Source organism: Tabrizicola sp., from assembly GCF_034366665.1.
In the GTDB taxonomy this organism is placed as follows: Bacteria; Pseudomonadota; Alphaproteobacteria; order Rhodobacterales; family Rhodobacteraceae; genus Tabrizicola.
Genome location: NZ_JAXMMF010000083.1, coordinates 24,045 through 46,097, shown reverse-complemented (window position 1 = coordinate 46,097; position 22,053 = coordinate 24,045). Strand labels below are relative to the sequence as shown.

Here is a 22,053-nt window from a genome sequence, read left to right as displayed (position 1 = left end):
ATCCGGAAGATGCCCGGATCGACAGAATCGTTGAACGCTTCGATCAGCTCGCAAAGAAATGGGCGCCGCGGACCGGCAAGCCCAAAGCCCCCAAGGGAACGCGCTGAGCACCGTCCGCGGCGGCCTACGCCGGATGGTTACCACAAATTGACCGTCCTCGAAGGTTATCTGCGCAAGCGACCACGGCTTCATGGCATCTTCGCCATGTTCGCCGAGCAAGTAGACCGCGTTGCCGCCATCGGTCATGGCAACCTTTCCGACCTTCGTTTCACCCCAGGGGGAAACGACTGCAACGGCCCCTTTCTGTAGCCGCGCAAAGTATGTCGCGAGCGGTGCGGTATCCTTCGTATCTGGGCATAGTGGAAACGCTGCTGGTATCTGCCAGTTGCGTTGTACTGCGCCCAGGGTTTTCGAGGCGACCAACTGTGGCCTTGGCTCTTCGACTGGTGTTGTGGCCCGTCCAAAGATCCAGTCGCCGAGCCCGCCGCCATATGACGGTTTGCCGGCAGCCGCCCAGGCCAACATGCGCTCGCGGCTATACTCAGCCTCGGCGGGTGTGACAGTGCGCATCCACTCGAAGTCTGCCGTTAGGGAGCCGTTTTTCGGATTTCGCGGATCGGCAAGGAACTACTCTATGCTGCCGTACAGGAATTCGACCCTCTTCGCCGTGATGGGGTTAAGAAGGATGTTCTCTAGGCGCGTGACCCACCTGAGGTTGTCAGGCCGGTTGTTGCGGCGATTGGTGTCGATATGGTCGACGACATGGTTCTTGCTTGGCTGTTCGCCGTGGAAAGCTGTCGCGACGATGCGGTGCAGCTTGTGGCCAGAAATCGCCATGTACCCATCACTGGCGCTCGGAGTGCCAAAGGTCCAAGTATCGTCGAGTGGTCGCTTTCGTTGCCCAAGGCGGGTGCAGCGCAGGATCGCGCCATTGTCTCGAACACGATAGCTTTCGCCACGATAGCTGCATGCCACCTCCGCATTGAAGCTTTCCACTTCGCCGCCACTGACCACCAATTCGTCTTTCCTTTTGCCTGACGTGCGCTGCGAGGCCGCACCATCTGCCGCATCTCCAAGAATGGCCTGCAACTTTCGTCGCGGCAAGCACTTGTTCCTACAGCATTTGCTGGCTCAGTCGCAATCCTGATAGTCCGAGCTTAGGCAAATGCGGGCCCGTCGCTGCGCCTCAATCACGTCGGCAGGGCGCATCTTCTCAGCGACATTGTCCCTGGCGTTGGAAGCCTCTTCCATGTCGTTCGCTGCGCTTAAGTTGAACCACATGTATGCAGCCATGAAGTCCTGCGGCATGCCTTTGCCGTCGAAATAGATATTTCCCAAGTTGAACTGCGCGGACGCATCACCCTGTAAAGCGGCCAGCCGGTACCATTTCACAGCCTCGGCATAGTCCTGCGGCACGCCTTGGCCGTCGAAGTACATATCGCCTAGTTTAAACTGCGCGTACGCAAAACCCTGTTCAGCGGCAAGCTGGTACCATTTCACAGCCTCGGCATAGTCCTGCGGCACGCCGTCGCCATATTCGTAAAGCCCACCTAGGCTGAACTGCGTTACCGCATCACCCTGTTCTGCGCCCAGCCGGTACCATTTCGCAGCCTCGGCATAGTCCTGCGGCACGTCCAAGCCGACATAGTAAATGAAGCCTATGTAGAACTGGGCGTCTGCATTGCCCTGTTCAGCGAGAGGTGTCCATTCACGTAACGCCGTGGCTGTATCTCCGGCCTCGTAGGCCGCCAGCCCTGCTTCAAAATTCTGTGTTGTTCCAGCTGACGGGACAAGCATCAGCGAAAAGACCGCACCACGAAATAGCCTGCTCATAAGGCGCCTCCAAACCCACTCACAGGTATTCTACCACATCAGGATCAAGCATCATTAGGTCAAGAAAGTCGATAGTGCGAAGTGGCAACGGGTTCGCTCCGTCCGCACGTCCAACGCACGCAACTTCGCCGACACCGCTCAGGTGCCAGTCGGGAAGCGGGCATCGTGCGTCGTGCTGCGAGCACTGGGCAAAGAGATTAGGGCAAGCAACGTAAACCACCTCGATTGCGCGTCCTACTGCCATTCGCGGCGGCCCGGCCGGTTCCCGCTGTCAGGTTCTCCGGTGAGGTCAGCCGTCGCCCGTCTTTGCGTTTTGTGCCAGCACCTCAGTTCGAGTAGTATTCAGGCATTCTGGGCGCTAGCTGAGAAAGAGAACTGCCTTGGAAATACTCTTCTTTTTGTTCGCAGCTGGTGTCGTATTTCTGTATTTCTATCTCAGATCCCCCGGGGTCATCGGTGCGGCGGGTGAACGAAGTGTCAATTCCATTCTCAAGGGAAAGCTCGATGAAGAGGAGTACACCCTACTAGCAGACCTAACCCTTCCAACCGCCCAAGGTACGACCCAGATCGACCACGTCATTTTGTCCCGTTATGGAGTTTTCGTGATCGAGACCAAGAATATGTCCGGCTGGATTTTTGGTGGTGAAAGCCAGGCACGTTGGACACAGGTCATGCGGCGACACAAATCGCAGTTTCAAAATCCGTTGCGCCAGAACTACCACCACTTAAAGGTCGTTCAAGACCTGCTTGGCATCAGGCTTGATCAAATGGAGAACCTTGTCGCTTTTGTAGGCTCTGCGCAGCCGAAAACCGAAATGCCCCAAAACGTCTTTTGGAGCAGGCGAGGTCTTCTGGAGTACATTGCTTCACGCAGGGTCGTACGGTTCACGGACTATGAGGTGCGCACCTTTGCTGACAAACTGCGCGGCAGTGCCCTAGAAGCAAACAACGAGACAAGGCGCGCGCATATCGACCATGTTCGCGAAAAAGCCACCCGAAAGGAAAACGATACTCGGACATGTCCACGCTGCGGGTCAAAGATGATCGAGCGTTCCAATCGCAGCACTGGGCAAACATTCCTCGGCTGTTCTCGCTACCCTAAATGTCGGGGCGTGCTTCAAGCCAAATGACTTGTCGCGTGTATGCGCTGCCCGGATCAAAGATGTCCAGCGCGGGCCAGTTTGGTGGAATAGAGAGGATCTATGGGTAGCAATTACGGATCAAAACTAGCGGCAAGTCTGGTCTTCTTGTGTTCTCTGGAGGCAAATTAAGTTATTGTTTTTAAGGTGAAATATGGAGTTTCGCCTTGAAAAACACAATCCTCTCGGTTGGTTCATCCAACTTGACTTGGAACCAGTTCGCCGACCGCTTAGAGACCTTCGATATCGGGTGCGTCGTCGATGTCCGTTCGTTCCCACGCTCTCGGCTCATCCACTTCAACCAACCACAGCTGAGAACATGCCTGAACGGTAGAGGCGTAGCCTATGTACACCTCGGGGATCAGCTCGGTGGGCATGTTACAGACCAGGAAGCGTCCTATACGAGGCGTACGACGATGCCGGGCTTTCTCGCGGGGATCGACCGTATCCTAGAAATTGCAGCTCGGTGCCGACCCGCTCTACTCTGCTCTGAGGGGGACGTGCTGGACTGCCACCGGTTCTTCGTCCTGTCCCGGTTTCTTGCCCAGCGCAGCGACGTCGAGATCCTTCACATCCTGAAAGATGGTCGTGCCGAAACACATGAGCAAACTGAAGACCGGCTCATTCAGCATACGAACCGGTTCGGTGACCTGTTCTTTGAAAGAGAGGAAAACCTGGAGATAGCCTACATGTCCAAGCTTCTGAAGATGGGGCTGAAGCCATGAACCAGGGTATGTGGGAAGGCCCAAAATTTGAGACAGCTCATCTCGCTGAGCCAGCAATGGAAATTGACGAAATGGTCGGCCCTGGCTGCAGTCATTGTAGGAGTGAACATCTTCAGTCGCCAAATGAGAGTGCATGCGCCGGCACCGCGTCCCACAGTGCCATCCAGCCCTTCGGGCAACCCGAACACTCTGGGCAGGCCAATGCCACTCATGGCTCGGATAAGACGGCCTACGCTGTCCAAAAGGCCTCTATCGCCCACGATGTACCAACTTCCTACCCGACGCAGTGGCCGAACCAAGGTCTGCTGGCGCACCTGCGGGACGCTGGCCTAACTCGTGACTTGTCTGGAGCAGACCGAGAGGGATCGTTCCTAACCTCGGATAATCCCTTCTTATCCCGTCCCAAAAAGGCCCAGATTGCTCCCGCCGAGGCCGATGCTGCGGTCGAGCATTTCATTCGCGAAAGCCTGTCCGAAAACACGCGGGCGGCCTATCGCGCCGATCTGGCCCACTTTACCGGTTGGGGCGGGGTAGTCCCCGCTACGGCCGATCTGGTCGCCCGCTATCTGGCCTATCATGCCGACAAGTTGGCCCCCGCCAGCCTTGCGCGGCGGGTTGCAACACTGAGCAAGGTCCACGCGGCGAATGAATGGCCGAACCCTTGCCAAAGCGAGGTGGTCCGCGCCACGCTGCGCGGGATCAAGCGGGTGAGGGGCACGGCCCAAGACCAAGCCCGCCCTCTGCTGCGCGAAGACCTCTTCCTTATCCTCGACGCCTTGAGCGACGACGCACGTGCCCAGCGTGACCGGGCGCTGCTGCTGATTGGCTGGGCTGGGGGCTTTCGGTCGTCGGAACTGGTGGGGCTACACTGGTCCGATGTGGACGAGGTCCGCGAGGGATTGGTCCTTCACCTGGTGCGTTCCAAGACCGACCAGACAGGCCAAGGCCGCAAGATCGGCATCCCCCTTGGCCGCACCCGCCACTGCCCGGTTGTCGCGCTCGCCGCATGGCGCAAGGCCAGTGGTGGCGATGGCGGACCGATATTCCGCCCTGTGGATCGGCACGGCAACATGCAGCCCGACAGTCTGCGCAGCGATGCCGTCTCCACCATCCTGCGCGACCGCCTCACCGGGGCTAACATCGACGCCAAAGGCTACTCGGGCCATAGTCTGCGCGCAGGCCTCGTCACCAGCGCAATCAAGGCCGGGGTGCCGACCTACAAGGTCCGGGCACAGACCGGCCACGCCTCGGACCTGATGCTCTCGCGCTATGTGCGCGATGCGGGGATGTTCGACGGCAACGCAGCCGCTGCGTTGTTGTGACAGCAGTCTTCGGGGTTAGGGAAAAAGGGCCTACGTTGATTTCTTTTCGTCTGGAAGTTGTATGAGCTGCTGATAGACTAGACATACTGAGGCGCCCAAGAGCAGTGACGCTTCTGATGCTTAACCCTCGCACTCCCAAGATCGCGTCTCAAACCGAGCCCCTGTTTTGACCAACATCCTTGATTGGAGATCATTGAATGAAGTTTTTTGAGCTATCAGTTTCCGACATATCTGATCTTGGTGACGATGATCTGCGCGAACTAGTTGGTCGCCTGTGCGAGGCCGAACTCTTGCAACAAGGGCTTTCGACATCTGGTGTCCTGTGGGGAGGAGCACAGGAAGCCGCCGATGGTGGACTGGATGTCAGCGTAACGGCCGATAGCGGGCTGAAAAAACCGGAATATGTCCCAAGGGCCAACACAGGATTTCAGGTGAAGAAGCATTCGATGGGCAAGGCTGCATGCACCGACGAAATGCTCGATAAGGGTTCAATCAAACCGATCATCTCGGAGTTAGCGAGTAAGAAGGGCGCGTACATCATTGTCAGCGGAAGAGATGACTGCTCGGACAAGATGCTTCAGAACCGTATCGACGGGATGAAATCCGCCATTGCCACACTTAGCGACAAGGACGACTTGAAGCTTGACTTCTATGGGCGAGATCGCGTCGCAGCGTGGCTGCGCAAGCATCCTGGCGTATCGCTTTGGGCGCGACACAAGCTAGGCAAGCCTCTGTCCGGTTGGCAGCCATTCGGTCGCTGGGCAGCTACACCGAAAGCCATAGACGACGAACTCCTCACAGACGATCATCCCTGCGTCTTCGACGCAAATTCGAACAACAAAGACCCAGTCACCTTGCTCGACGGTATTAAGCTGGTCAGGCAGAAGCTTGCCTCTGGTGGTAACGTGGTTCGGATTACCGGGCTTTCTGGCGTGGGGAAGTCCCGATTTGCTCAAGCCCTTTTCGAAGAGAAGGTTGGCGAAAACCCGTTACCAAAGGCAAGCGCAATCTATGCAGATCTTGGTGATGATCTCACGCCCACAGCCACCGAGCTCGTGACATTCCTCATAGCGAATGACGTTGCAGCCTATCTCGTGCTCGACAACTGTCCGCCAGATGTTCACCGCACTTTGCAGCAAAAAGTTACTTCAAGCGGTACCCAGCTGAGATTGTTGACGATCGAATATGACATTTCCGATGACAAGCCAGAGGAAACCGATGTCATCCATCTCGAACCCGCAAGTGAAGAGACGGTTTCCAAGCTGGTGCAACGACGTTTTCCTCAGCTGGGCCAGGTTAATTCTAACAAGATCGCGGAGTTTTCGGGGGGCAACGCCCGAGTGGCTTTGGCGCTTGCCAGTCGGGTTGATATAGATGAGACCCTGACCAACTTCTCAGACACGCAGCTTTTTCAGAGACTGTTTAGTCAGCGGAAAGGGGAAGATGGTGGATTACTCAGAAGCGCAGAGGCACTTTCCATCGTTTATTCCTTCAATGCTTCCGCTGATGAGTTTGGTGATGAACTCACAGCGCTGGGAAGCATTGCCGGAATTGATCGAAGGGAGTTACACCGACATCAGGCTGAACTGCTTCGACGGCAGATCGCACAGAAACGTGGGAATTGGCGGGCAGTCCTACCGCACGCATTAGCAAACAGACTTGCACGGCGAGCGCTCGAAAACCTGACTATTGAGCAAGTAAATGCAGAATTGTTCAAGCCTGAGAATGAGCGTCTGTTCAAGTCATGTGCTCACCGACTTGGCTACTTGCACGATTGTGACGAAGCTAGAGATCTGGCGAACAGCTGGATCGGCGCAGGTGCGCCTTTAGAAGATGTATCCTCTTGCTCGGAAGAGCAGCTTGCGTGCCTGAGTTATATCGCGCCCGTCTTTCCTGAAACCGTACTTGCCTCATTGGAGCTTGCCGCGGAAAAACCGGGTTTTGCGTCTCGTGCTAATCCCAGTTTTGTGAAGGTGGTGCGTTTGCTCTGCCAGCTTGCGTACGAGGATAACTCATTTGAAAGAGCTGCTGACTTGATCCTCATGTTTGCCGAAACAGAGGAGGCTGGTGAACGCAACAACAGTATTGTTGGGAGCATGAAGCACCTGTTCTCGCTCTACCTTTCAGGAACGCAGGCGACGCCTATTCGGCGGCAAACTTACTTGGCAAAGTTGTTTCGCTCGTCCAACGCTAGGCATAACGAGATTGCTGCTGAACTGTTTCACTCGGCGTTTGAGGCATCGCACTGGACCTCTTTCTCCACCTTCGACTTTGGGGCCAGAAGACGCAGCTCTGGGTGGCGTCCGTCAACTAACGGGGAGAAACTTGACTGGTATAATGGGTTCATTGACATAGTTGCTCAAGCACTAAGTGGAAACGACCAACAGAAGATCGCGCTAGCCAAAAAGATAATGTCCAGCCACTTTAGGGGGCTCTGGACATTTGCTGGGTGTTTTGATGCCCTCGAAGCCATTGTGAAAAAGCACGCACAGTCAGGCGCATGGCCGGACTTGTGGATTTCGATCAAGAATGTGATTTTCTTCGACGGAAAGGACCACGATCCGGAGCTTCTTGATCGTCTCTTAGCTCTGGAAAAACAGGCAGCACCAAACGATCCTTATTCAGAGATGGAAGCCTATGCGCTTTCTAGCACGTGGGAACATGCTGAGGTTAAGGGAGGAAAATACTCCGACGCTGTTCAATCCGTTAATGAGAAGATCATTAAGCTTGGAGAGCTGGCATGCACTGATCCAGCGTACATGGAGAAGCTAGGCGAGCGACTTTGGGAGAAACACATTGATGCGCTCTGGGTTTTCGGGCGGGGCCTTGCACGTGGAAGCCAAGATCGAGAGAGCACATTCGAGTTCCTCGTCAATAGTGCAGAGCGGGCATCGTTCGCTCGCATAAATCCCGTTTTGCTGGCAGGCTTTATCCAAGAAGTGCAAACGCATGATCCGCTTCTGGCAAGAAAGCTGCAGGAGGCTTCGCTTGATCACCCGAAGTTGAGGGAGCACTTTGTCTACCTTTTGTGCGCAGCTCCACTTGAGCCCTGGGGGGTGAAAAAGCTCATTGAGCTGGCTCGGGACGGGGAACTTGAGGCATGGACGTTCGCTCGCATAAGCTTGGGGCGCATCCATGAGGTCGTAGGTGATGACGATCTCGCGGAATTGCTCGACGCGCTCTTAATGCGTCCAGACGGCATGTCCGCTGTCTTGCAGATACTAGAAATGCGCTTCTTCATCGAAAAGGATAGCAGTTACCGTCCGAACGATCAAATACTGTCGGCAGGTAGACGAGCGGTCAAGAAACTCATGGCAATGCACAGAGATGAGGTCCGGCCACTGCTATCCCACAGCTTTGACCGTGTTTGTGAATACTGCCTCGGAGTTGATGCCCCAAGGGAAGATATCGCTGAAATTGCTAAACTAGTCTTTGACGGAATAGAGAGTTATCGCTTGTACAGCTTTGATCTCGGTGATGTCCTTCGACCACTTGTGCGGAATTTCCCTGAGCTTGTGCTTGACAAAATTTTCGTGGGCGAGCCGAGTGAGGAGTTGCGAGGTTATTTGGTTTTTCGTGATCGCTCCTACAATTTCAAAGAAGCATCTCTTAACGAAGCTTCAATTGATCGCCTGCTGGATTGGTGTGCGGGAGATCAGGACAGGCTTACTAAGCTTGCAGGTTTGGTTTGCCCCTTTACGTCTGTTGAAGGTGGTGGGGCGCCCTTGGAAAATCCAAAGAAAGTTGAGCTTAGTGACCACATGATTTCGCTTCTTGATGCTGTTGACGATAAGGCAAGCGTTGTCGAGTTGATTTTTGCGCGCAGCTGGCCATCTGGTTGGTCTGGATCACTTGCAGATATCCTTGAAGTCAGAGGCCGTGCGCTTGAGAGATTGTCGGAGTACCCGTCCACCATAGTTCAAGAAATGGTACGTGAGAAGTTGAAGGAGATTGGACGCGCCGTTTTGAGAAATCGCGCAAGTGAGGCGCAAGAGAACAATCGACAAGAGCAGCGCTTCGAATAACAGTGATGAAAGTATCTTGAGGTAAATGTCTCGATGCGTAAGTTCATGAATTCCGGAGTGATTAGATTGCCGCAAGTGAACGGTCTCGCAACACGCCCGGAATTGGTTGGATATTTGGCGGAATTTTCCCGCGATTATGCGCACAAGGGGCAGTCAGCCGCGGGTGCAGGCTTCCCGACACAATCCTTCAAGAGCTGGCCAAGGGCACTGTAAGGGCGTCTATGACGTCTCCGGCTTATCGGATGGCCTGCGGCGAGTAGGAAGGGTCAGCACATCCGAGCGGGATCGCGCATTGGCCGCCTGACTTCGGCCCGATCTGGCGCGCACTCGCTCTGTAAGCCTTTCGGCAAATCGGGGCGGGTCGCCTACTATATGCCTACTCGCGCCAAACACCCCAAGTCCAACCTTGCAGAATGGCTGGCAACTTCTTGCTTTTCTTGGGGATTTTGGCTCCGGCGGTAGGGATCGAACCTACGACCAATTGATTAACAGTCAACTGCTCTACCGCTGAGCTACGCCGGAACACGGGCGGGTCTATAGCAAGGCCGTCAGGGGGCGGCAAGGGGCAAAAGGCGGGAAACTGGTGCTGGTGTCATCGGCGGGCAAAGACAGCTTCAGGCCGCAGCTCCGGCACCGCCGCAACCAGGTTTCGCGCTTCCAGATCAATGAGATGCGCGAGCACATTGCGTTCGGCGGCGGGCAGCAGGTTCGCGGGCGTGTCGCGATAGACGCGGCGGGTCAGTTCGGAGATCTGCGCTGCGCCTTCCTCCAGCGCCAGCAGGATCTGGGCTTCGCGCTGGCGACGGTGGGCGGCAAGCGCGGCCAGGCGCGCGGCGGGATCGGTCACGGGATCGCCGTGACCCGGCAGAAAGCGGCGCCAGCGTCGCGCGGCCAGCCGGTCGAGCGAGGTCATGTAATCCGCCATGTCGCCATCCGGCGGCGAGACGATGGTCGTCGACCAGCCCATGACGTGATCGCCCGAGAAGAGGACATCCCCAAGGGCCAGGCAAAGATGGCCGCCCAGATGACCTGGCGTGTGCAGGGCAGTCAGGCTCCAGTCCGGGCCGTCCAGCCGCTGGCCATCGGCAAGCCGGTGGTCGGGCTGGAAGTCCCGGTCCAGCCCCTCACCCTGGGCCGAGAGGCTGGGGGCCAGCCGGGTCATCCGTGGACTGCGACCGTCCGTTGCGGTGCCGAATGCGTGGATTGCCGCACCTGTCGCGGCTGACAGGCTTTGGGCCAGCGCGGAATGGTCAAGATGCGCATGCGTGACCACCACATGGCTGATGCGCTGGCCCGGTCCGACCGCCCGGAGAATCGCGTCAAGATGGTTTTGGTCCCTTGGGCCGGGGTCGATCACTGCAAGGTCTGAGGCTCCCACCAGCCAGGTATTCGTCCCCTTGCCGGTCAGGGGCGAGGGGTTCGGGGCCAGAAGCTGTCGGATCGGTGGGTCGCTGGTCATGGGCCTTTTGCTTTCCAAGCGGGGGCAGGGCGGATAGGCTGGCGGCGATGTCGGTCTTTCAACGTATCCTTCCCCGGGGTCTTTACGGTCGCGCGGCGCTGATCCTGATCGTGCCGATCGTGGCGCTTCAGCTGGTCTTCTCGACCGAGTTCATCCAGCGCTTCTATGAAGACGTGACCAGCCAGATGACGCAAGGTGTCGCGATCGACCTTGGCTTCCTTCTGGACCGGATCGACGGCAGTGCCGACCTGGCCGAAGTCCAGTCGCAGGTCGTGCCGCTGGCCCAGGCGCTGGACATCGCGCTGGTGGTCCCGGCAGGCCCGACGGCGCCGGTCGCAGACAAGGTTCCGCTGATCGACCTGTCCGGCGGCACGATCATCTCGACCCTGCGCGAGAGGCTGCCCAGCCTGGTGGCCGTCGATCTGACCGGCGAGAATCGGATCGTCGTGCTGCGCTTTGACAGCAAGCTCGGTCCCGTGCAGGCCGAAGTCAGCCGGCGCCGGATGTCTGCCGCCAATCCGCATCAGCTGATCGTCCTGATGATCTTCGCCTCGATCCTGCTGACGATCATCGCCTACGTTTTCCTGCGCCGCCAGCTGCGCCCCATCACCAAGCTGGCCGAGGCGGCTGCCGAGTTCGGCAAGGGCCGCATGGTCGACTATCGCCCGCGCGGGGCGCAAGAGGTGCGCGCGGCGGGGCGCGCCTTTCTGGACATGCGCGGCCGGATCGAACGACAGATCGAGCAGCGCACCCTGATGCTGTCGGGCGTCAGCCACGACCTGCGCACTCCCCTGACGCGGATGCGCCTGGCGCTGTCGCTGATGCCCGAGGACGCGGAAGTCGCGGCGCTGCAGGCTGATGTCGTCCAGATGGAGCGGATGGTGGACGAGTTCCTGGCCTTTGTCCGCGGCGACGCGATGGAGGGGTCCGAGGTCACCGATCCCGTCGCGCTGATCCGTGGCCTGGTCGAACAGACGGGGCAGGGCGTCACCTTCGCCGGGGTCGACGGCGTGCCAGAGCCGGTCACGATGCGGCCGCAAGCGGTCGTCCGGGCGGTGGAGAACCTGGTCTCGAACGCTCAGCGCTACGGCAAGCGGGTCGAGGTGCGGCTGCTGTTTCTGGAACGCAATCTGCGGATCGTGGTCGAGGATGACGGCCCCGGCATTCCGGCCGATCGGCGCGACGAGGCCTTGCGGCCCTTCACGCGGCTTGACGCGTCACGCGATCCCAACAAGGGGGCGGGTGTGGGGCTTGGGCTGTCCATCGCCTCGGACATCGCGCTTAGTCATGGTGGCGCCTTGCGGCTGTCGCAAAGCGCCACGCTGGGCGGCTTGAAGGCCGAGCTTGTGATCGCGCGGTAGTCTACTTCGACGCGCCGACCACGATGATCCAGTGCAGCTTGTTGTCCGGCGCCGGGCTGACCGCGATGCCGACGCCGACTTCGCGCGCCTTGCGCAAAAGGATGTTGTCCTTGTGCTTGGGCGAATTCATCCACCATTGGACCGCGCGGGCCCCGGAGGCGAAGCCGCGTCCGGTATTCTCGGCGGCGGTGCGGAAGGCGTATCCGGCCTTGCGCAGCCGGGTTTTCAGCGTGCCGCCATCCGACGAGGTATGGCTGATCGACTTGCGTTTGGCATTGTCGCAGGCATGGCCCTGTGCGGCCTTGTCCAGCTTGGCCGAAAGCACCAGTGCAGGCAGCCCGCGGGCCTTGCGTTCGGCGTTCAGATTGCTCAGCAATTCCTGCTGCATCGCGCTGGCATTGCTTGGAACCGTGCAGCCAGCCTGGGCAGCGGCGGCGAAGCACAGGAAGGCAGAGGCGGCCGCGGCCGCAACGGTCAAGAATTTTGGCATGTCTGGTCCCCGGTCAGTGGCACCTTTGCAGTTTCAGGATCAGTTGGGCCAGAATCGGGCAGAATGTGGCGCAAACCATGAAATACGCGAGAATGTGGGTCGCGCCCACTCAACCCTGGGTACATAGGCGGAGTGTTGCTTTGCACCGGCGCAAACGTGAGAACTGTTGCAGCCGGTTCGTGTCATGGTGCGCACTGACTGGGGGACGGCATGCTTGATGGAATGATCCGCGATGTGATCGACGCGCCGCTTGACCGGGGCGGGCGCTGGCTTGCGGCGCGCGGAGCGTCGGCGGATGCGGTGACCCTGGTCGGTCTGGGGCTGGGTCTGGCCGGGGCGGCGCTGCTTGCGGTCGGCGTCAGCGGTCTGATCGTGGCGCTTCTGGTGCTGGCCAGCCGTCTGGCCGATGGGCTTGACGGGGCGGTGGCTCGGGCGCGGGGCAAGTCGGATTTCGGCGGTTATCTCGACATCGTCTGTGATTTTGCCTTTTACGGGGCCATCCCGCTTGGGTTTGTCCTGTTCGATCCGGCGTTGAACGGGGCTGCAGGGGCGTTTCTGCTGGCCGCCTTCTACGTCAACGGCGCGACGTTCCTGGGCTATGCGATCCTGGCGGCCAAGCGCGGGATGGAGACCCGGTCGCGCGGCGAGAAGTCGCTATATTTCACTGCGGGTCTGCTGGAAGGGACCGAGACCATCCTGTTCTTCCTGCTGATCGTGCTGATTCCCGGACTGTTTGTGCCCGCGGCCTGGGTCTTTGGCGCGCTTTGCCTTGTCACCGCCGCGGCGCGTGTCGCGCTGGCAGTGCGGACCTTCCGTTAGCCCATCACCGCCTCGCGAAAGCGGAAGAAACCGTGCGTCGCATAGGGCCAGGCCATCCTGTCGTGGTCGCGCAGGATGCGGGTCACGGTGATGCCGCGTGGGGTGGCGTGGCGCGAAAGCTCGGTCAGGGTCGAGGCGACAGGGCCGGTCGGGGCGTAAGGCGTGACGATCCGGGTTGCGCCTTCGCGGTCGGCGAGGTCAAGGAGCGCTGCCAGATCTCCGCGTCCGAACCGGGGGGCGTCGGGGGCGCCGATCCGGCCAAGGGCATCCGTGACGGCAGCGTTGGTGAAGCGATGGACGTGGTCGGCCACGGCCAGCGGCGAGCGTCCGGCGACATCGGTCAGGACCGCCACGGCGCGCGACCGCAGGCCCTGGTCCAAGAGATACTCCGGGCTCAGGTCGTCTTCGGTCACCAGAAGAAGGCTGGGCGCGGTCAGGTCCAGCGCATCACCCAAGGGCGCGGGGCGGGGGTCCGGGACTGGCTGCATCGGCAGGGGCGGGGCCTCGGCCGCCAGCCCCTCGGGCCGGAAGCGGCCCCTGGTGTTCAGGGCGATGTTCTCGGCCGTGGCAAGGTAGGTCTTCCCCGGCGTGTGCAGGCCGCCCACCCAGCGCCAGCTTAAGGTATTCGAGGCCGGATCGCCGTCGATCAGGTGGCGCAGGAAGAAGTCCGCCCCCAGCTCCCACGGCAGGCGCAGGGTGAAGATCCAGATCGAGGCGAACCACATCCGGGCGTGGTTGTGCAGGTAGCCCGTGGCGACCAATTCCCGCGCCCAGGTGTCAAAACCGTCGATCCCGGTCTCGCCCAGCATGGCCGCCTCGGCGCGGGCGGCAAGTCCCGGCTCGACCGCCAGCCGGTTCAGCGCCGCCTGAACGCCCCGCCGATCTTGTCCAGATGCCGGGCCGCAGCTCCGGCCAGCCCTTCCAGTAGGTGCGCCACCAGACCTCGGCCAGGAACTTTTCCGCCCCCTGCGGATGGGCGCGCAAGGTGGCGTCGATCACCTCGGCCTCGGTCACAAGGCGATGCCGCAGCCAGGGCGACAGCGTCGAGACATGCGGGTGGCCGGCCAGGTCCAGGTTGCGCAAGGCCGCATAGTCGCGGCCCGCGCGGGGCAGGAAGGCGGTCAGGCGGTCAAGACCGGCCATGCGGGACGCTTTGAACATGCTGCGGGGTCTAGCCCGGCCCGCAAGCGTTTCAAGCCTGCATCACCGCATTGGCAAATCGCTTTGACCCGCCCTTGCAGCCCCCGTGTCACCCCACTAAGACTCTGGCAATACATTCGACGATATTCCTCGGAAAAGACAGAAGAGGCAGGCACCGATGCGCGATCCCGTTGATCACTACATGAACACGCTCGTCCCCATGGTCGTCGAACAGACGAGCCGCGGGGAACGCGCCTACGACATCTTCAGCCGGTTGCTGAAAGAACGGATCATCTTCCTGGGCGGTCCGGTCCATGATGGCATGTCCAGCCTGATCTGCGCCCAGCTTCTGTTCCTTGAATCGGAAAATCCGTCCAAGGAAATCAGCATGTACATCAACAGCCCCGGCGGCGTCGTGACCGCGGGCCTGTCGATCTATGACACGATGCAGTACATCCGGCCGAAGATTTCGACGCTGGTGATCGGGCAGGCGGCCTCGATGGGCTCGCTGTTGCTGACCGCGGGCGAAAAGGGCATGCGCTTCAGCCTGCCGAACAGCCGCGTCATGGTGCACCAGCCCTCGGGCGGGTATCAGGGCCAGGCGACGGACATCATGATCCACGCGCGGGAAACCGAAAAGCTGAAGCGCCGGTTGAACGAGATTTACGTGAAGCACACCGGCAACGACTACGACACCGTGGAAGCCGCGCTGGAGCGCGACAACTTCATGTCGGCCGAAGATGCCAAGGCCTGGGGTCTGATCGACCAGATCCTGGAAAGCCGCGGAAAGGCCGACGATACGTCGAAGTGACGCCCCATTCCCGCCGGATGGTCCGGCGGGTTTTTCGGATTGTGGTGCCTTGGGGGTTGGCCTAAACTTCCACCACGGCACCGACCCCGCGAACCGGGGACAAGCTTAGAGGACTGCGGATGGCGAACAACACCGGCGGCGACAGCAAGAACACTCTCTATTGCTCGTTCTGCGGCAAAAGCCAGCATGAGGTGCGCAAGCTGATCGCGGGGCCCACGGTCTTCATCTGCGACGAATGCGTCGAATTGTGCATGGACATCATCCGTGAAGAGACGAAGACCACCGGTCTGAAATCTTCCGACGGCGTGCCGACCCCGCGCGAAATCTGCAAGGTGCTGGACGACTACGTGATCGGCCAGATCCACGCCAAGCGCGTGCTGTCTGTGGCGGTGCACAACCACTACAAGCGGCTGAACCATTCCTCGAAGAACGACATCGAGCTGTCGAAATCCAACATCCTGCTGATCGGCCCGACGGGCTGCGGCAAGACGCTTCTGGCGCAAACCTTGGCGCGCATCCTGGACGTGCCCTTCACGATGGCGGATGCGACCACGCTGACCGAAGCCGGATACGTGGGCGAGGATGTGGAAAACATCATCCTCAAGCTGCTGCAGGCGTCGGAATACAACGTCGAACGGGCGCAGCGCGGTATCGTCTACATCGACGAAGTGGATAAAATAACGCGCAAGTCGGACAACCCCTCGATCACCCGCGACGTGTCCGGTGAGGGTGTGCAACAGGCGCTTCTGAAGATCATGGAAGGCACTGTCGCAAGCGTGCCCCCGCAGGGTGGCCGCAAGCATCCGCAGCAGGAATTCCTGCAGGTCGACACGACGAACATCCTTTTCATCTGTGGCGGTGCTTTCGCGGGGCTGGAAAAGATCATCGCGCAGCGCAACAAGGGCAGCGGCATCGGCTTCGGGGCCGAGGTGAAGGGCCCGGAAGAACGCGGCGTGGGCGAGCTTTTCAAGGAACTGGAACCTGAAGATCTGCTCAAGTTCGGCCTGATCCCTGAATTTGTCGGCCGCCTTCCGGTCATCGCCACTCTGACCGACCTGGACGAAGCCGCCTTGGTCACGATCCTCACCGAGCCGAAGAACGCTCTGGTCAAGCAATACCAGCGCCTGTTCGAGATCGAGGGCGTGAAGCTGACCTTCACCCCTGACGCGCTTATTGCCATCGCAAAGCGCGCGATCAAGCGCAAGACCGGCGCGCGCGGGCTGCGGTCGATCATGGAGGATATCCTTCTGGACACCATGTTCGAACTGCCCGGCATGGATTCGGTCGAAGAAGTCGTCGTCAAGGACGAGGCCGTGAACAACGGCGCCAAGCCGATGCTGGTCTATACCGAGACCAAGAAGAAAGAGCCGGTCAAGGCCTGAGCTTTCAGGATGATGGATCGAAGGCGGGCCCTGTGCCCGCCTTTTCCATTTGAGCGGGTTTTGCCGTGACGCCGCTTCGGCTTGGCGCTTGACCCTAGACCTTGGCCGGGCTTTCCGCCATATGGGGGGAAACGAACCTGGAGGCTCCGATGTACTTCCTCAAACGCCTGCTGACCTGGTGGAACAGCCAGACTATCGGCACCCAGCTGTTCACTGCCCGCAAGGGCGTGCGCGTGGGCGAGGATGACGCGGGCAACATCTTCTACCAGACCGCCGACGCCAAGCGGCGCTGGGTCATCTACAACGGCGACATGGAAGCCTCGCGCGTGTCGCCCGACTGGCACGGCTGGCTGCATTACACCTGGGACGAGCCGCCGACCAAGCAGCCCCTGAAACACAAGGCCTGGGAAAAGCCGCATCAGGAGAACCTGACCGGCACCGAGGCAGCCTATGCCCCGCCCGGCTCGATCCGCCGTGTGGAACCCGTCGCGCGCCGCGACTACGAGGCCTGGCAGCCCGAGTGATGGCTTATGAACGCGCAGAAATCGTGGCCGGGGCGGCAGTTCTGGCCGTCGCAGTCGGCTTTGCGCTTTACGCGGTGCAGGGCTCTGGCGTGGTCAGCCAGCCGTCCAGCTATCCGCTGACCGCCAGCTTCCGTTCGGTCGAAGGGGTCAGCGTCGGCACCGATGTGCGCCTGGCCGGGGTCAAGGTCGGCACGGTGACGGCCCTGTCGCTGAACCCCGAAACCTATTTCGCCGACGCCACCATCTCGATGCGCAACGACGTGGCGGTCCCGGTCGATTCCACGCTTCTCGTCTCGTCCGAGGGGCTGCTGGGTGGCACCTTCGTCGAGGTCCAACCCGGCGGCGCGCTTGATGTGCTGGAGCCGGGTGGCGAGATCGAGGACACCCAGGGCGCGGTCAGCCTGATCACCCTCTTGATGAAGTTCGCCGGTGGCGGCAGCGAAGGCGACGCCGCCCCGGACGCGACGGCCACGCCATGAGAGCGCTGGCTTTGATCCTGGCGCTGGCGCTTCCGGCGTCCGCGCAGGACGACCCCGGGCAACAGGCCGGGCCCGAGTTCACTGACTCGCAAGGGGCCAAGCTGCGCTTCCTTGACAAGCTGACCAGCGAGACGGGCGATGTCGAACTGGGCGTCGGGCAGGGCGCAAAGTTCGGCCGTCTGGTTGTCCAGCTGGACAGCTGCCGCTATCCGACCGGCAACCCCGCCTCGGACGCCGAGGCGCATCTGACGATCCTGGAAGAGACGACGGACACCCAGCTGTTCGCGGGCTGGATGCTGGCCTCGTCCCCCGCGTTGTCCGCGCTGGATCACCCCCGCTATGACGTCTGGGTGCTGAACTGCGTCCTGCCGGAAGCGTCCGCCGAAGCCGCAACCGACCCTGCGACCGACACCGGCGAAGGCGAGTAACCCTCCGGCTCGAAAGTTGCGGGCTGGGCCAGCGCCTCGGCAAGCTGCCGGTGGTACTCTGCCCGCGGGATTTCGGTCCCGCCAAGACTTGCCAGATGCGGCGTCAGAAACTGCGTGTCAAAAAGCCGGAACCCCCCGGCGCGCAGGCGGTGGACGGCGAAGGCCAGCGCGACCTTCGAGGCATCCGTGGCACGGCTGAACATGCTTTCCCCGAAGAAGGCGCTGCCCAGCGTGACGCCGTACACCCCGCCGACCAGGTCCTGACCCGCCCAGACCTCGATGCTGTGGGCAAAGCCAAGCCGGTGCAGCTGTGCGTAAAGCCCCTGGATCCGGTGACTGATCCAGGTTTCGTCCCGCGCCGCACAGGCCTCGACCACCGCGTCGAACGCCGTGTCATGGGTGACGCGGTAGCACCCTGACCGGATCCGCTTGGCCAGGGATCGTGAAAGGTGAAACCCGTCCAGCGGCAACACGCCGCGGCGGCGCGGGTCAATCCAGTGGATCTGCGGGTCGTCGCGTCCATCCGACATCGGAAAGATACCCATCGCATAGGCGCGAAGCAGGATATCGGGCGTTAGCTCCTCGAAGGAAGACGTCTCGGTCACGTACCAAATCCTTCGACGGCGGGGCGACCCTGTCGGAGCGCCCCGTCAATTCAGGCGAACTTCTCGGCCAGCCACTTTTCCAGCCAGTGGATGTTGTACTCGCCGTTCTGGATGTCAGGTTCCGCCAGCAGAAGGTGGAACAGCGGGATCGAGGTGTCGATGCCGTCGATGATCAACTCGGACAAGGCCCGCTTCAGCCGCGCCAAAGCCTCGGGCCGGTCGCGGCCGTGGACGATCAGCTTGCCGATCAGACTGTCGTAATAGGGCGGGATGCGGTAGCCGTCATAGATCGCGCTGTCCATCCGCACCCCAAGCCCGCCGGGAGCGTGGAACTGCGTGATCCGGCCGGGGCAGGGCGAGAAGTTCGGGATCTTCTCGGCGTTGATCCGTACTTCGATGCAGTGACCGTTGATCTCCAGCTCGTCCTGGCGGAACGACAGGCCCATGCCGGAAGCGACACGGATCTGTTCGCGCACGAGGTCCACGCCGAAGATGCCCTCGGTCACGGGATGTTCGACCTGCAGCCGGGTGTTCATCTCGATGAAGTAGAAGTTGCCGTCTTCGTACAGGAACTCGATCGTACCCGCGCCGATGTACTTCAGCTTCTTCATCGCGTTGGCGCAGATCATGCCGATCTCGGACCGCAACTTCGGCGTGATCGCCGGGCCGGGGGCTTCCTCGAACACCTTCTGGTGGCGGCGCTGCAAGGAACAATCACGCTCGCCCAAATGCACCGCGTCGCCCTTGCCGTCACCGAAGACCTGGATCTCGATATGGCGCGGACGCTGGAGGTATTTCTCCATATAGACTTCGTCGTTGCCAAAGGCGTTCTTCGCTTCGGACCGCGCGGTGCGGAAGGCGATTTCCAGCTCGGTCGCATTGGTGGCAACCTTCATCCCGCGCCCGCCGCCGCCGGCGGTGGCTTTGATGATGACCGGATAGCCGATCTCTTCGGCGACGGTCTTGGCCGTCTCGAAGTCGGGAACCCCGCCGTCTGAACCGGGAACGACCGGGATGCCAAGCTCTTTGGCGGTCACTTTGGCGGTGATCTTGTCGCCCATGATGCGGATATGTTCCGCCGAAGGGCCGATGAAGGTCAGGCCGTGGTCTTCCAGTGCCTGCGCAAAGGCGGCGTTTTCGGACAGGAAGCCATCGCCGGGATGCACCGCCTGTGCGCCCGTGATCTCGCAGGCCGAGATGATTGCGGCTTTGGACAGGTAGCTTTCCGAGGACGGGGCCGGGCCGATGCAGACGCTCTCATCGGCCATGCGCACATGCATCGCGTCGGCGTCGGCGGTGGAGTGCACGGCGACCGACTTGATCCCCATTTCCTGGCAGGCGCGGATCACGCGCAGCGCAATCTCACCCCGGTTGGCGATCAGGATCTTATCGAACATGGGTGTGTTCCCTTATTCGATGATCATCAGGGGGGCGCCGTATTCGACCGGGTGGCCATCCTCGACCAGGATGCGCTTCACCGTGCCTGCACGCGGGGCGGGGATGTGGTTCATCGTCTTCATCGCCTCGATGATCAGGACGGTCTGACCCTCGGCCACCTGGGCACCGATCACTGCGAAGGGCGCGGCTCCGGGTTCGGCGGCAAGGTAGACCGTGCCGACCATCGGCGAGGTCACGGCACCGGGGTGCTGGGCCGGGTCTTCGTTGACCACGGCGGCGGCCGGGGCAGCCGCAGCCGCAACGGGGGTATGCTGCATCACGGGGGCCGGGGCAGCGGCGGCGACCGTCACCACGTTCGACTGCTTGACGACCCGAACCTCCAGGCTGTCATCTTCGCCATATTCCCGCTTCACCGACAGTTCGGTCAGATCGTTCTTGTTCAGAAGCTCGGCAAGCGCCGAGATGAAGGCAACGTCGGTGTCGGTGTTCTGCTTGCTCATCGGGTCCTCTGTTCTTCTCTGCCCTGGGCGCGCGCGGGTTGGCCGTGGCCCCCCGCAGTCTGGTATCCGGCGCTTATACGCGACCGGGCCGGGGCTGAAAAGCCGCGAAAGCGTTGGCGCTACCAACCGGGACTGCCTGAAAATCAGGCAAAGGTCGGGAAAACTGCGATCCTGGAAAATTTACCGTTTGATAAAAAATATGACCTGTGCCAGCCTTTCCCGAAACAAGCACAAGGGAGGACCAGACGTCCCATGACGAACAGCCCGCTGACGCCCGGCATTGTTCCGGGTCGCCTGCCAGCCGCAGCCTATTGCCAGAACTTCGCCGACCACGAGCCGCCGCTTGATGCGCACGAGGCCAGGGTCGCTGCCGACCGCTGCTACTTCTGCCACGATGCGCCCTGCATCACGGCCTGCCCGACCTCGATCGACATCCCGCTTTTCATCCGCCAGATCGGAACCGGCACGCCCGAGGCCGCCGCGAAGACGATCTGGAGCCAGAACATCCTGGGCGGCATCTGCGCCCGGGTCTGCCCTACGGAAACCCTGTGCGAGGAAGCCTGCGTCCGCGAGGCCGCCGAGGGCAAGCCGGTCGAGATCGGCCGCCTTCAGCGCTTTGCCACCGACGTTGCGATGGCCAAGGGCCTGCACCCTTTCACCCGCGCAGCCGCCACGGGCAAGCGCATTGCAGTCGTCGGGGCGGGCCCAGCGGGCCTTGCCTGCGCGCACCGGCTGGCCATGCACGGCCACGACGTCGTGGTCTTCGAACGTCGCCCCAAGGCGGGGGGCCTCAATGAATACGGCATCGCCAGCTACAAGGCGACCGGCGGCTTTGCGCAGCGTGAGGTCGACTGGCTTCTCCAGATTGGCGGGATCGAAATCCGCACGGGTGTCGAGCTTGGCCGCGACCTGACGCTGGACCAGCTGGCCTCCGACTTCGATGCGGTCTTCCTTGGCATCGGCCTTGCAGGCGTCAACGCCCTGCGGGCCACGGGTGAGGATCTCTCGGGCGTCCGCAACGCCGTCGACTTCATTGCCGAGCTGCGCCAGGCCGCCGATGTCGCGACGCTGCCCATCGGTCGCGACGTCGTGGTGATCGGTGGTGGCATGACTGCCGTGGACGCTGCCGTCCAGTCCAAACTCCTGGGCGCCGAGAACGTCACCATCGTCTACCGCCGCGGCCAGGAAAAGATGTCAGCCTCGGGCTACGAGCAGGACCACGCCGCCCAGGCCGGGGTGCGGATCATCCACAACGCCGCCCCGGTGCGCGTCCTTGGCAATGGCAGTGCCGAAGCGGTGGAGTTCGCCTATACCTCCGACGGCCCAACCGGCCTGACCCTGTCATCCGAGACCTTCATCCTGAAGGCCGACCAGGTCTTCAAGGCCATCGGTCAGACCCTGACCGGCGCGCCCGAGACGCTGCCCGTCGCGGGTGGCAAGCTGGCAGGAGCGTCGGGCAAGGTCTGGGTCGGCGGCGATTGCGCGGCGGGGGGCGAGGATCTGACCGTCACTGCCGTCGCCGAGGGCCGCGATGCCGCCGAGGCGATGCACATCCAGCTTATGGCGTTGTAATGGCGGCGCTCCTCTCTTGCTTTATTGCGGGGGCCGGGCCA

Annotated in this window: 21 protein-coding genes and 1 tRNA gene; 12 read left to right on the top strand and 10 right to left on the bottom strand. The window is 61.1% G+C overall.

Features of this window, described 5'->3' with window-relative positions; all coding sequences use genetic code 11:
- Window positions 1-627: 627 nt before the first annotated feature.
- Both U1E69_RS11260 and U1E69_RS11255 read right to left on the bottom strand, forming a co-directional pair.
- On the bottom strand, window positions 628-1,089 hold the full coding sequence (locus U1E69_RS11260; protein WP_322244471.1) for an HNH endonuclease signature motif containing protein: 462 nt from the start codon (window positions 1,087-1,089) through the stop codon (window positions 628-630).
- 42 nt (window positions 1,090-1,131) lie between these two features.
- Window positions 1,132-1,833, bottom strand: coding sequence for a tetratricopeptide repeat protein (locus U1E69_RS11255; protein ID WP_322244470.1), 702 nt, complete (start codon window positions 1,831-1,833; stop codon window positions 1,132-1,134).
- 380 nt (window positions 1,834-2,213) lie between these two features.
- Between U1E69_RS11255 and U1E69_RS11250 the strand changes: the two genes are divergently transcribed.
- From U1E69_RS11250 to U1E69_RS11235, 4 genes are all read left to right on the top strand, one after another.
- Window positions 2,214-2,963 carry a nuclease-related domain-containing protein gene (locus tag U1E69_RS11250; RefSeq protein WP_322244469.1) on the top strand — a complete coding sequence of 250 codons (750 nt, stop codon included), beginning with the start codon at window positions 2,214-2,216 and terminating at the stop codon, window positions 2,961-2,963.
- A gap of 176 nt (window positions 2,964-3,139) precedes the next feature.
- Window positions 3,140-3,697 (top strand): DUF488 domain-containing protein, encoded by a 558-nt coding sequence (locus tag U1E69_RS11245; protein WP_322244468.1) that lies wholly within the window; start codon window positions 3,140-3,142, stop codon window positions 3,695-3,697.
- Window positions 3,698-4,038: 341 nt separating this feature from the next.
- The gene (locus U1E69_RS11240; protein ID WP_322244467.1) at window positions 4,039-5,019 is read left to right on the top strand and encodes a tyrosine-type recombinase/integrase; all 981 of its coding nucleotides are present in this window, start codon (window positions 4,039-4,041) and stop codon (window positions 5,017-5,019) included.
- 197 nt (window positions 5,020-5,216) lie between these two features.
- On the top strand, window positions 5,217-9,044 hold the full coding sequence (locus U1E69_RS11235; protein WP_322244466.1) for a hypothetical protein: 3,828 nt from the start codon (window positions 5,217-5,219) through the stop codon (window positions 9,042-9,044).
- A 447-nt stretch (window positions 9,045-9,491) separates the two neighbouring features.
- Here the strand turns inward: U1E69_RS11235 and U1E69_RS11230 are convergent.
- Window positions 9,492-9,566 (bottom strand) — tRNA-Asn (locus U1E69_RS11230).
- Window positions 9,567-9,636: 70 nt separating this feature from the next.
- Window positions 9,637-10,503 carry an MBL fold metallo-hydrolase gene (locus tag U1E69_RS11225; RefSeq protein WP_322244465.1) on the bottom strand — a complete coding sequence of 289 codons (867 nt, stop codon included), beginning with the start codon at window positions 10,501-10,503 and terminating at the stop codon, window positions 9,637-9,639.
- Window positions 10,504-10,550: 47 nt separating this feature from the next.
- On the opposite strand from U1E69_RS11225, the gene U1E69_RS11220 reads away from it, so the two are divergent.
- The gene (locus tag U1E69_RS11220; protein WP_322244464.1) at window positions 10,551-11,864 is read left to right on the top strand and encodes an ATP-binding protein; all 1,314 of its coding nucleotides are present in this window, start codon (window positions 10,551-10,553) and stop codon (window positions 11,862-11,864) included.
- Between the two features lies 1 nt (window position 11,865).
- Here U1E69_RS11220 and U1E69_RS11215 read toward each other — a convergent pair whose 3' ends face one another.
- Entirely contained in the window at window positions 11,866-12,354 is a 489-nt protein-coding gene (locus U1E69_RS11215) for a CAP domain-containing protein (protein WP_322244463.1), read from the bottom strand.
- 210 nt (window positions 12,355-12,564) lie between these two features.
- Here U1E69_RS11215 and U1E69_RS11210 point away from each other — a divergent pair, with 210 nt between their 5' ends.
- A complete protein-coding gene (locus U1E69_RS11210) occupies window positions 12,565-13,173 on the top strand; it encodes a CDP-alcohol phosphatidyltransferase family protein (RefSeq protein WP_322244462.1) in 609 nt (202 codons plus the stop codon).
- Here the strand turns inward: U1E69_RS11210 and U1E69_RS11205 are convergent.
- Both U1E69_RS11205 and U1E69_RS11200 read right to left on the bottom strand, forming a co-directional pair.
- A complete protein-coding gene (locus U1E69_RS11205) occupies window positions 13,170-13,982 on the bottom strand; it encodes an FAD-binding domain-containing protein (protein WP_322244461.1) in 813 nt (270 codons plus the stop codon). The genes U1E69_RS11210 and U1E69_RS11205 overlap by 4 nt on opposite strands.
- Window positions 13,951-14,334 (bottom strand): hypothetical protein, encoded by a 384-nt coding sequence (locus tag U1E69_RS11200; RefSeq protein WP_322244460.1) that lies wholly within the window; start codon window positions 14,332-14,334, stop codon window positions 13,951-13,953. The genes U1E69_RS11205 and U1E69_RS11200 overlap by 32 nt, the downstream gene beginning before the upstream one ends.
- A gap of 157 nt (window positions 14,335-14,491) precedes the next feature.
- Here U1E69_RS11200 and U1E69_RS11195 point away from each other — a divergent pair, with 157 nt between their 5' ends.
- The 5 genes from U1E69_RS11195 to U1E69_RS11175 all read left to right on the top strand — a co-directional run bounded on the left by U1E69_RS11195 (window position 14,492) and on the right by U1E69_RS11175 (window position 17,937).
- A complete protein-coding gene (locus U1E69_RS11195) occupies window positions 14,492-15,124 on the top strand; it encodes an ATP-dependent Clp protease proteolytic subunit (RefSeq protein WP_295078817.1) in 633 nt (210 codons plus the stop codon).
- A gap of 119 nt (window positions 15,125-15,243) precedes the next feature.
- A complete protein-coding gene (clpX, locus tag U1E69_RS11190) occupies window positions 15,244-16,506 on the top strand; it encodes an ATP-dependent Clp protease ATP-binding subunit ClpX (protein WP_322244459.1) in 1,263 nt (420 codons plus the stop codon).
- 149 nt (window positions 16,507-16,655) lie between these two features.
- Window positions 16,656-17,030 carry an NADH:ubiquinone oxidoreductase subunit NDUFA12 gene (locus tag U1E69_RS11185; protein WP_305544072.1) on the top strand — a complete coding sequence of 125 codons (375 nt, stop codon included), beginning with the start codon at window positions 16,656-16,658 and terminating at the stop codon, window positions 17,028-17,030.
- Window positions 17,030-17,509 carry an outer membrane lipid asymmetry maintenance protein MlaD gene (mlaD, locus tag U1E69_RS11180; protein WP_322244458.1) on the top strand — a complete coding sequence of 160 codons (480 nt, stop codon included), beginning with the start codon at window positions 17,030-17,032 and terminating at the stop codon, window positions 17,507-17,509. Before U1E69_RS11185 ends, mlaD begins: the two co-directional genes overlap by 1 nt.
- On the top strand, window positions 17,506-17,937 hold the full coding sequence (locus tag U1E69_RS11175) for a DUF2155 domain-containing protein (protein ID WP_322244457.1): 432 nt from the start codon (window positions 17,506-17,508) through the stop codon (window positions 17,935-17,937). The genes mlaD and U1E69_RS11175 overlap by 4 nt, the downstream gene beginning before the upstream one ends.
- Here the strand turns inward: U1E69_RS11175 and aat are convergent.
- From aat to accB, 3 genes are read right to left on the bottom strand one after another with little or no spacing between them, the layout of a single operon-like run.
- On the bottom strand, window positions 17,847-18,542 hold the full coding sequence (gene aat / locus U1E69_RS11170) for a leucyl/phenylalanyl-tRNA--protein transferase (protein ID WP_322244456.1): 696 nt from the start codon (window positions 18,540-18,542) through the stop codon (window positions 17,847-17,849). The two genes, U1E69_RS11175 and aat, sit on opposite strands and share 91 nt — an antisense overlap.
- A gap of 50 nt (window positions 18,543-18,592) precedes the next feature.
- A complete protein-coding gene (gene accC / locus U1E69_RS11165; RefSeq protein WP_322244455.1) occupies window positions 18,593-19,939 on the bottom strand; it encodes an acetyl-CoA carboxylase biotin carboxylase subunit in 1,347 nt (448 codons plus the stop codon).
- Window positions 19,940-19,951: 12 nt separating this feature from the next.
- Window positions 19,952-20,440: an acetyl-CoA carboxylase biotin carboxyl carrier protein gene (gene accB, locus U1E69_RS11160; RefSeq protein ID WP_322244454.1), complete on the bottom strand. Its 489-nt coding sequence runs from the start codon at window positions 20,438-20,440 to the stop codon at window positions 19,952-19,954.
- A gap of 252 nt (window positions 20,441-20,692) precedes the next feature.
- On the opposite strand from accB, the gene U1E69_RS11155 reads away from it, so the two are divergent.
- Window positions 20,693-22,012 (top strand): NAD(P)-dependent oxidoreductase, encoded by a 1,320-nt coding sequence (locus tag U1E69_RS11155; protein WP_322244453.1) that lies wholly within the window; start codon window positions 20,693-20,695, stop codon window positions 22,010-22,012.
- The last annotated feature ends 41 nt before the right edge of the window (window positions 22,013-22,053 follow it).

Excerpts from the sequence above, each read along its gene's own strand:
- U1E69_RS11255 (WP_322244470.1), bottom strand. The coding sequence starts at position 1,833 with ATGAGCAGGCTATTTCGTGGTGCGGTCTTTTCGCTGATGCTTGTCCCG.
- U1E69_RS11235 (WP_322244466.1), top strand. The coding sequence starts at position 5,217 with ATGAAGTTTTTTGAGCTATCAGTTTCCGACATATCTGATCTTGGTGAC.
- U1E69_RS11225 (WP_322244465.1), bottom strand. The coding sequence starts at position 10,503 with ATGACCAGCGACCCACCGATCCGACAGCTTCTGGCCCCGAACCCCTCG.
- U1E69_RS11220 (WP_322244464.1), top strand. The coding sequence starts at position 10,551 with ATGTCGGTCTTTCAACGTATCCTTCCCCGGGGTCTTTACGGTCGCGCG.
- U1E69_RS11215 (WP_322244463.1), bottom strand. The coding sequence starts at position 12,354 with ATGCCAAAATTCTTGACCGTTGCGGCCGCGGCCGCCTCTGCCTTCCTG.
- U1E69_RS11210 (WP_322244462.1), top strand. The coding sequence starts at position 12,565 with ATGCTTGATGGAATGATCCGCGATGTGATCGACGCGCCGCTTGACCGG.
- U1E69_RS11205 (WP_322244461.1), bottom strand. The coding sequence starts at position 13,982 with ATGCTGGGCGAGACCGGGATCGACGGTTTTGACACCTGGGCGCGGGAA.
- U1E69_RS11200 (WP_322244460.1), bottom strand. The coding sequence starts at position 14,334 with ATGTTCAAAGCGTCCCGCATGGCCGGTCTTGACCGCCTGACCGCCTTC.
- U1E69_RS11195 (WP_295078817.1), top strand. The coding sequence starts at position 14,492 with ATGCGCGATCCCGTTGATCACTACATGAACACGCTCGTCCCCATGGTC.
- clpX (WP_322244459.1), top strand. The coding sequence starts at position 15,244 with ATGGCGAACAACACCGGCGGCGACAGCAAGAACACTCTCTATTGCTCG.
- U1E69_RS11185 (WP_305544072.1), top strand. The coding sequence starts at position 16,656 with ATGTACTTCCTCAAACGCCTGCTGACCTGGTGGAACAGCCAGACTATC.
- mlaD (WP_322244458.1), top strand. The coding sequence starts at position 17,030 with ATGGCTTATGAACGCGCAGAAATCGTGGCCGGGGCGGCAGTTCTGGCC.
- U1E69_RS11175 (WP_322244457.1), top strand. The coding sequence starts at position 17,506 with ATGAGAGCGCTGGCTTTGATCCTGGCGCTGGCGCTTCCGGCGTCCGCG.
- accC (WP_322244455.1), bottom strand. The coding sequence starts at position 19,939 with ATGTTCGATAAGATCCTGATCGCCAACCGGGGTGAGATTGCGCTGCGC.
- accB (WP_322244454.1), bottom strand. The coding sequence starts at position 20,440 with ATGAGCAAGCAGAACACCGACACCGACGTTGCCTTCATCTCGGCGCTT.
- U1E69_RS11155 (WP_322244453.1), top strand. The coding sequence starts at position 20,693 with ATGACGAACAGCCCGCTGACGCCCGGCATTGTTCCGGGTCGCCTGCCA.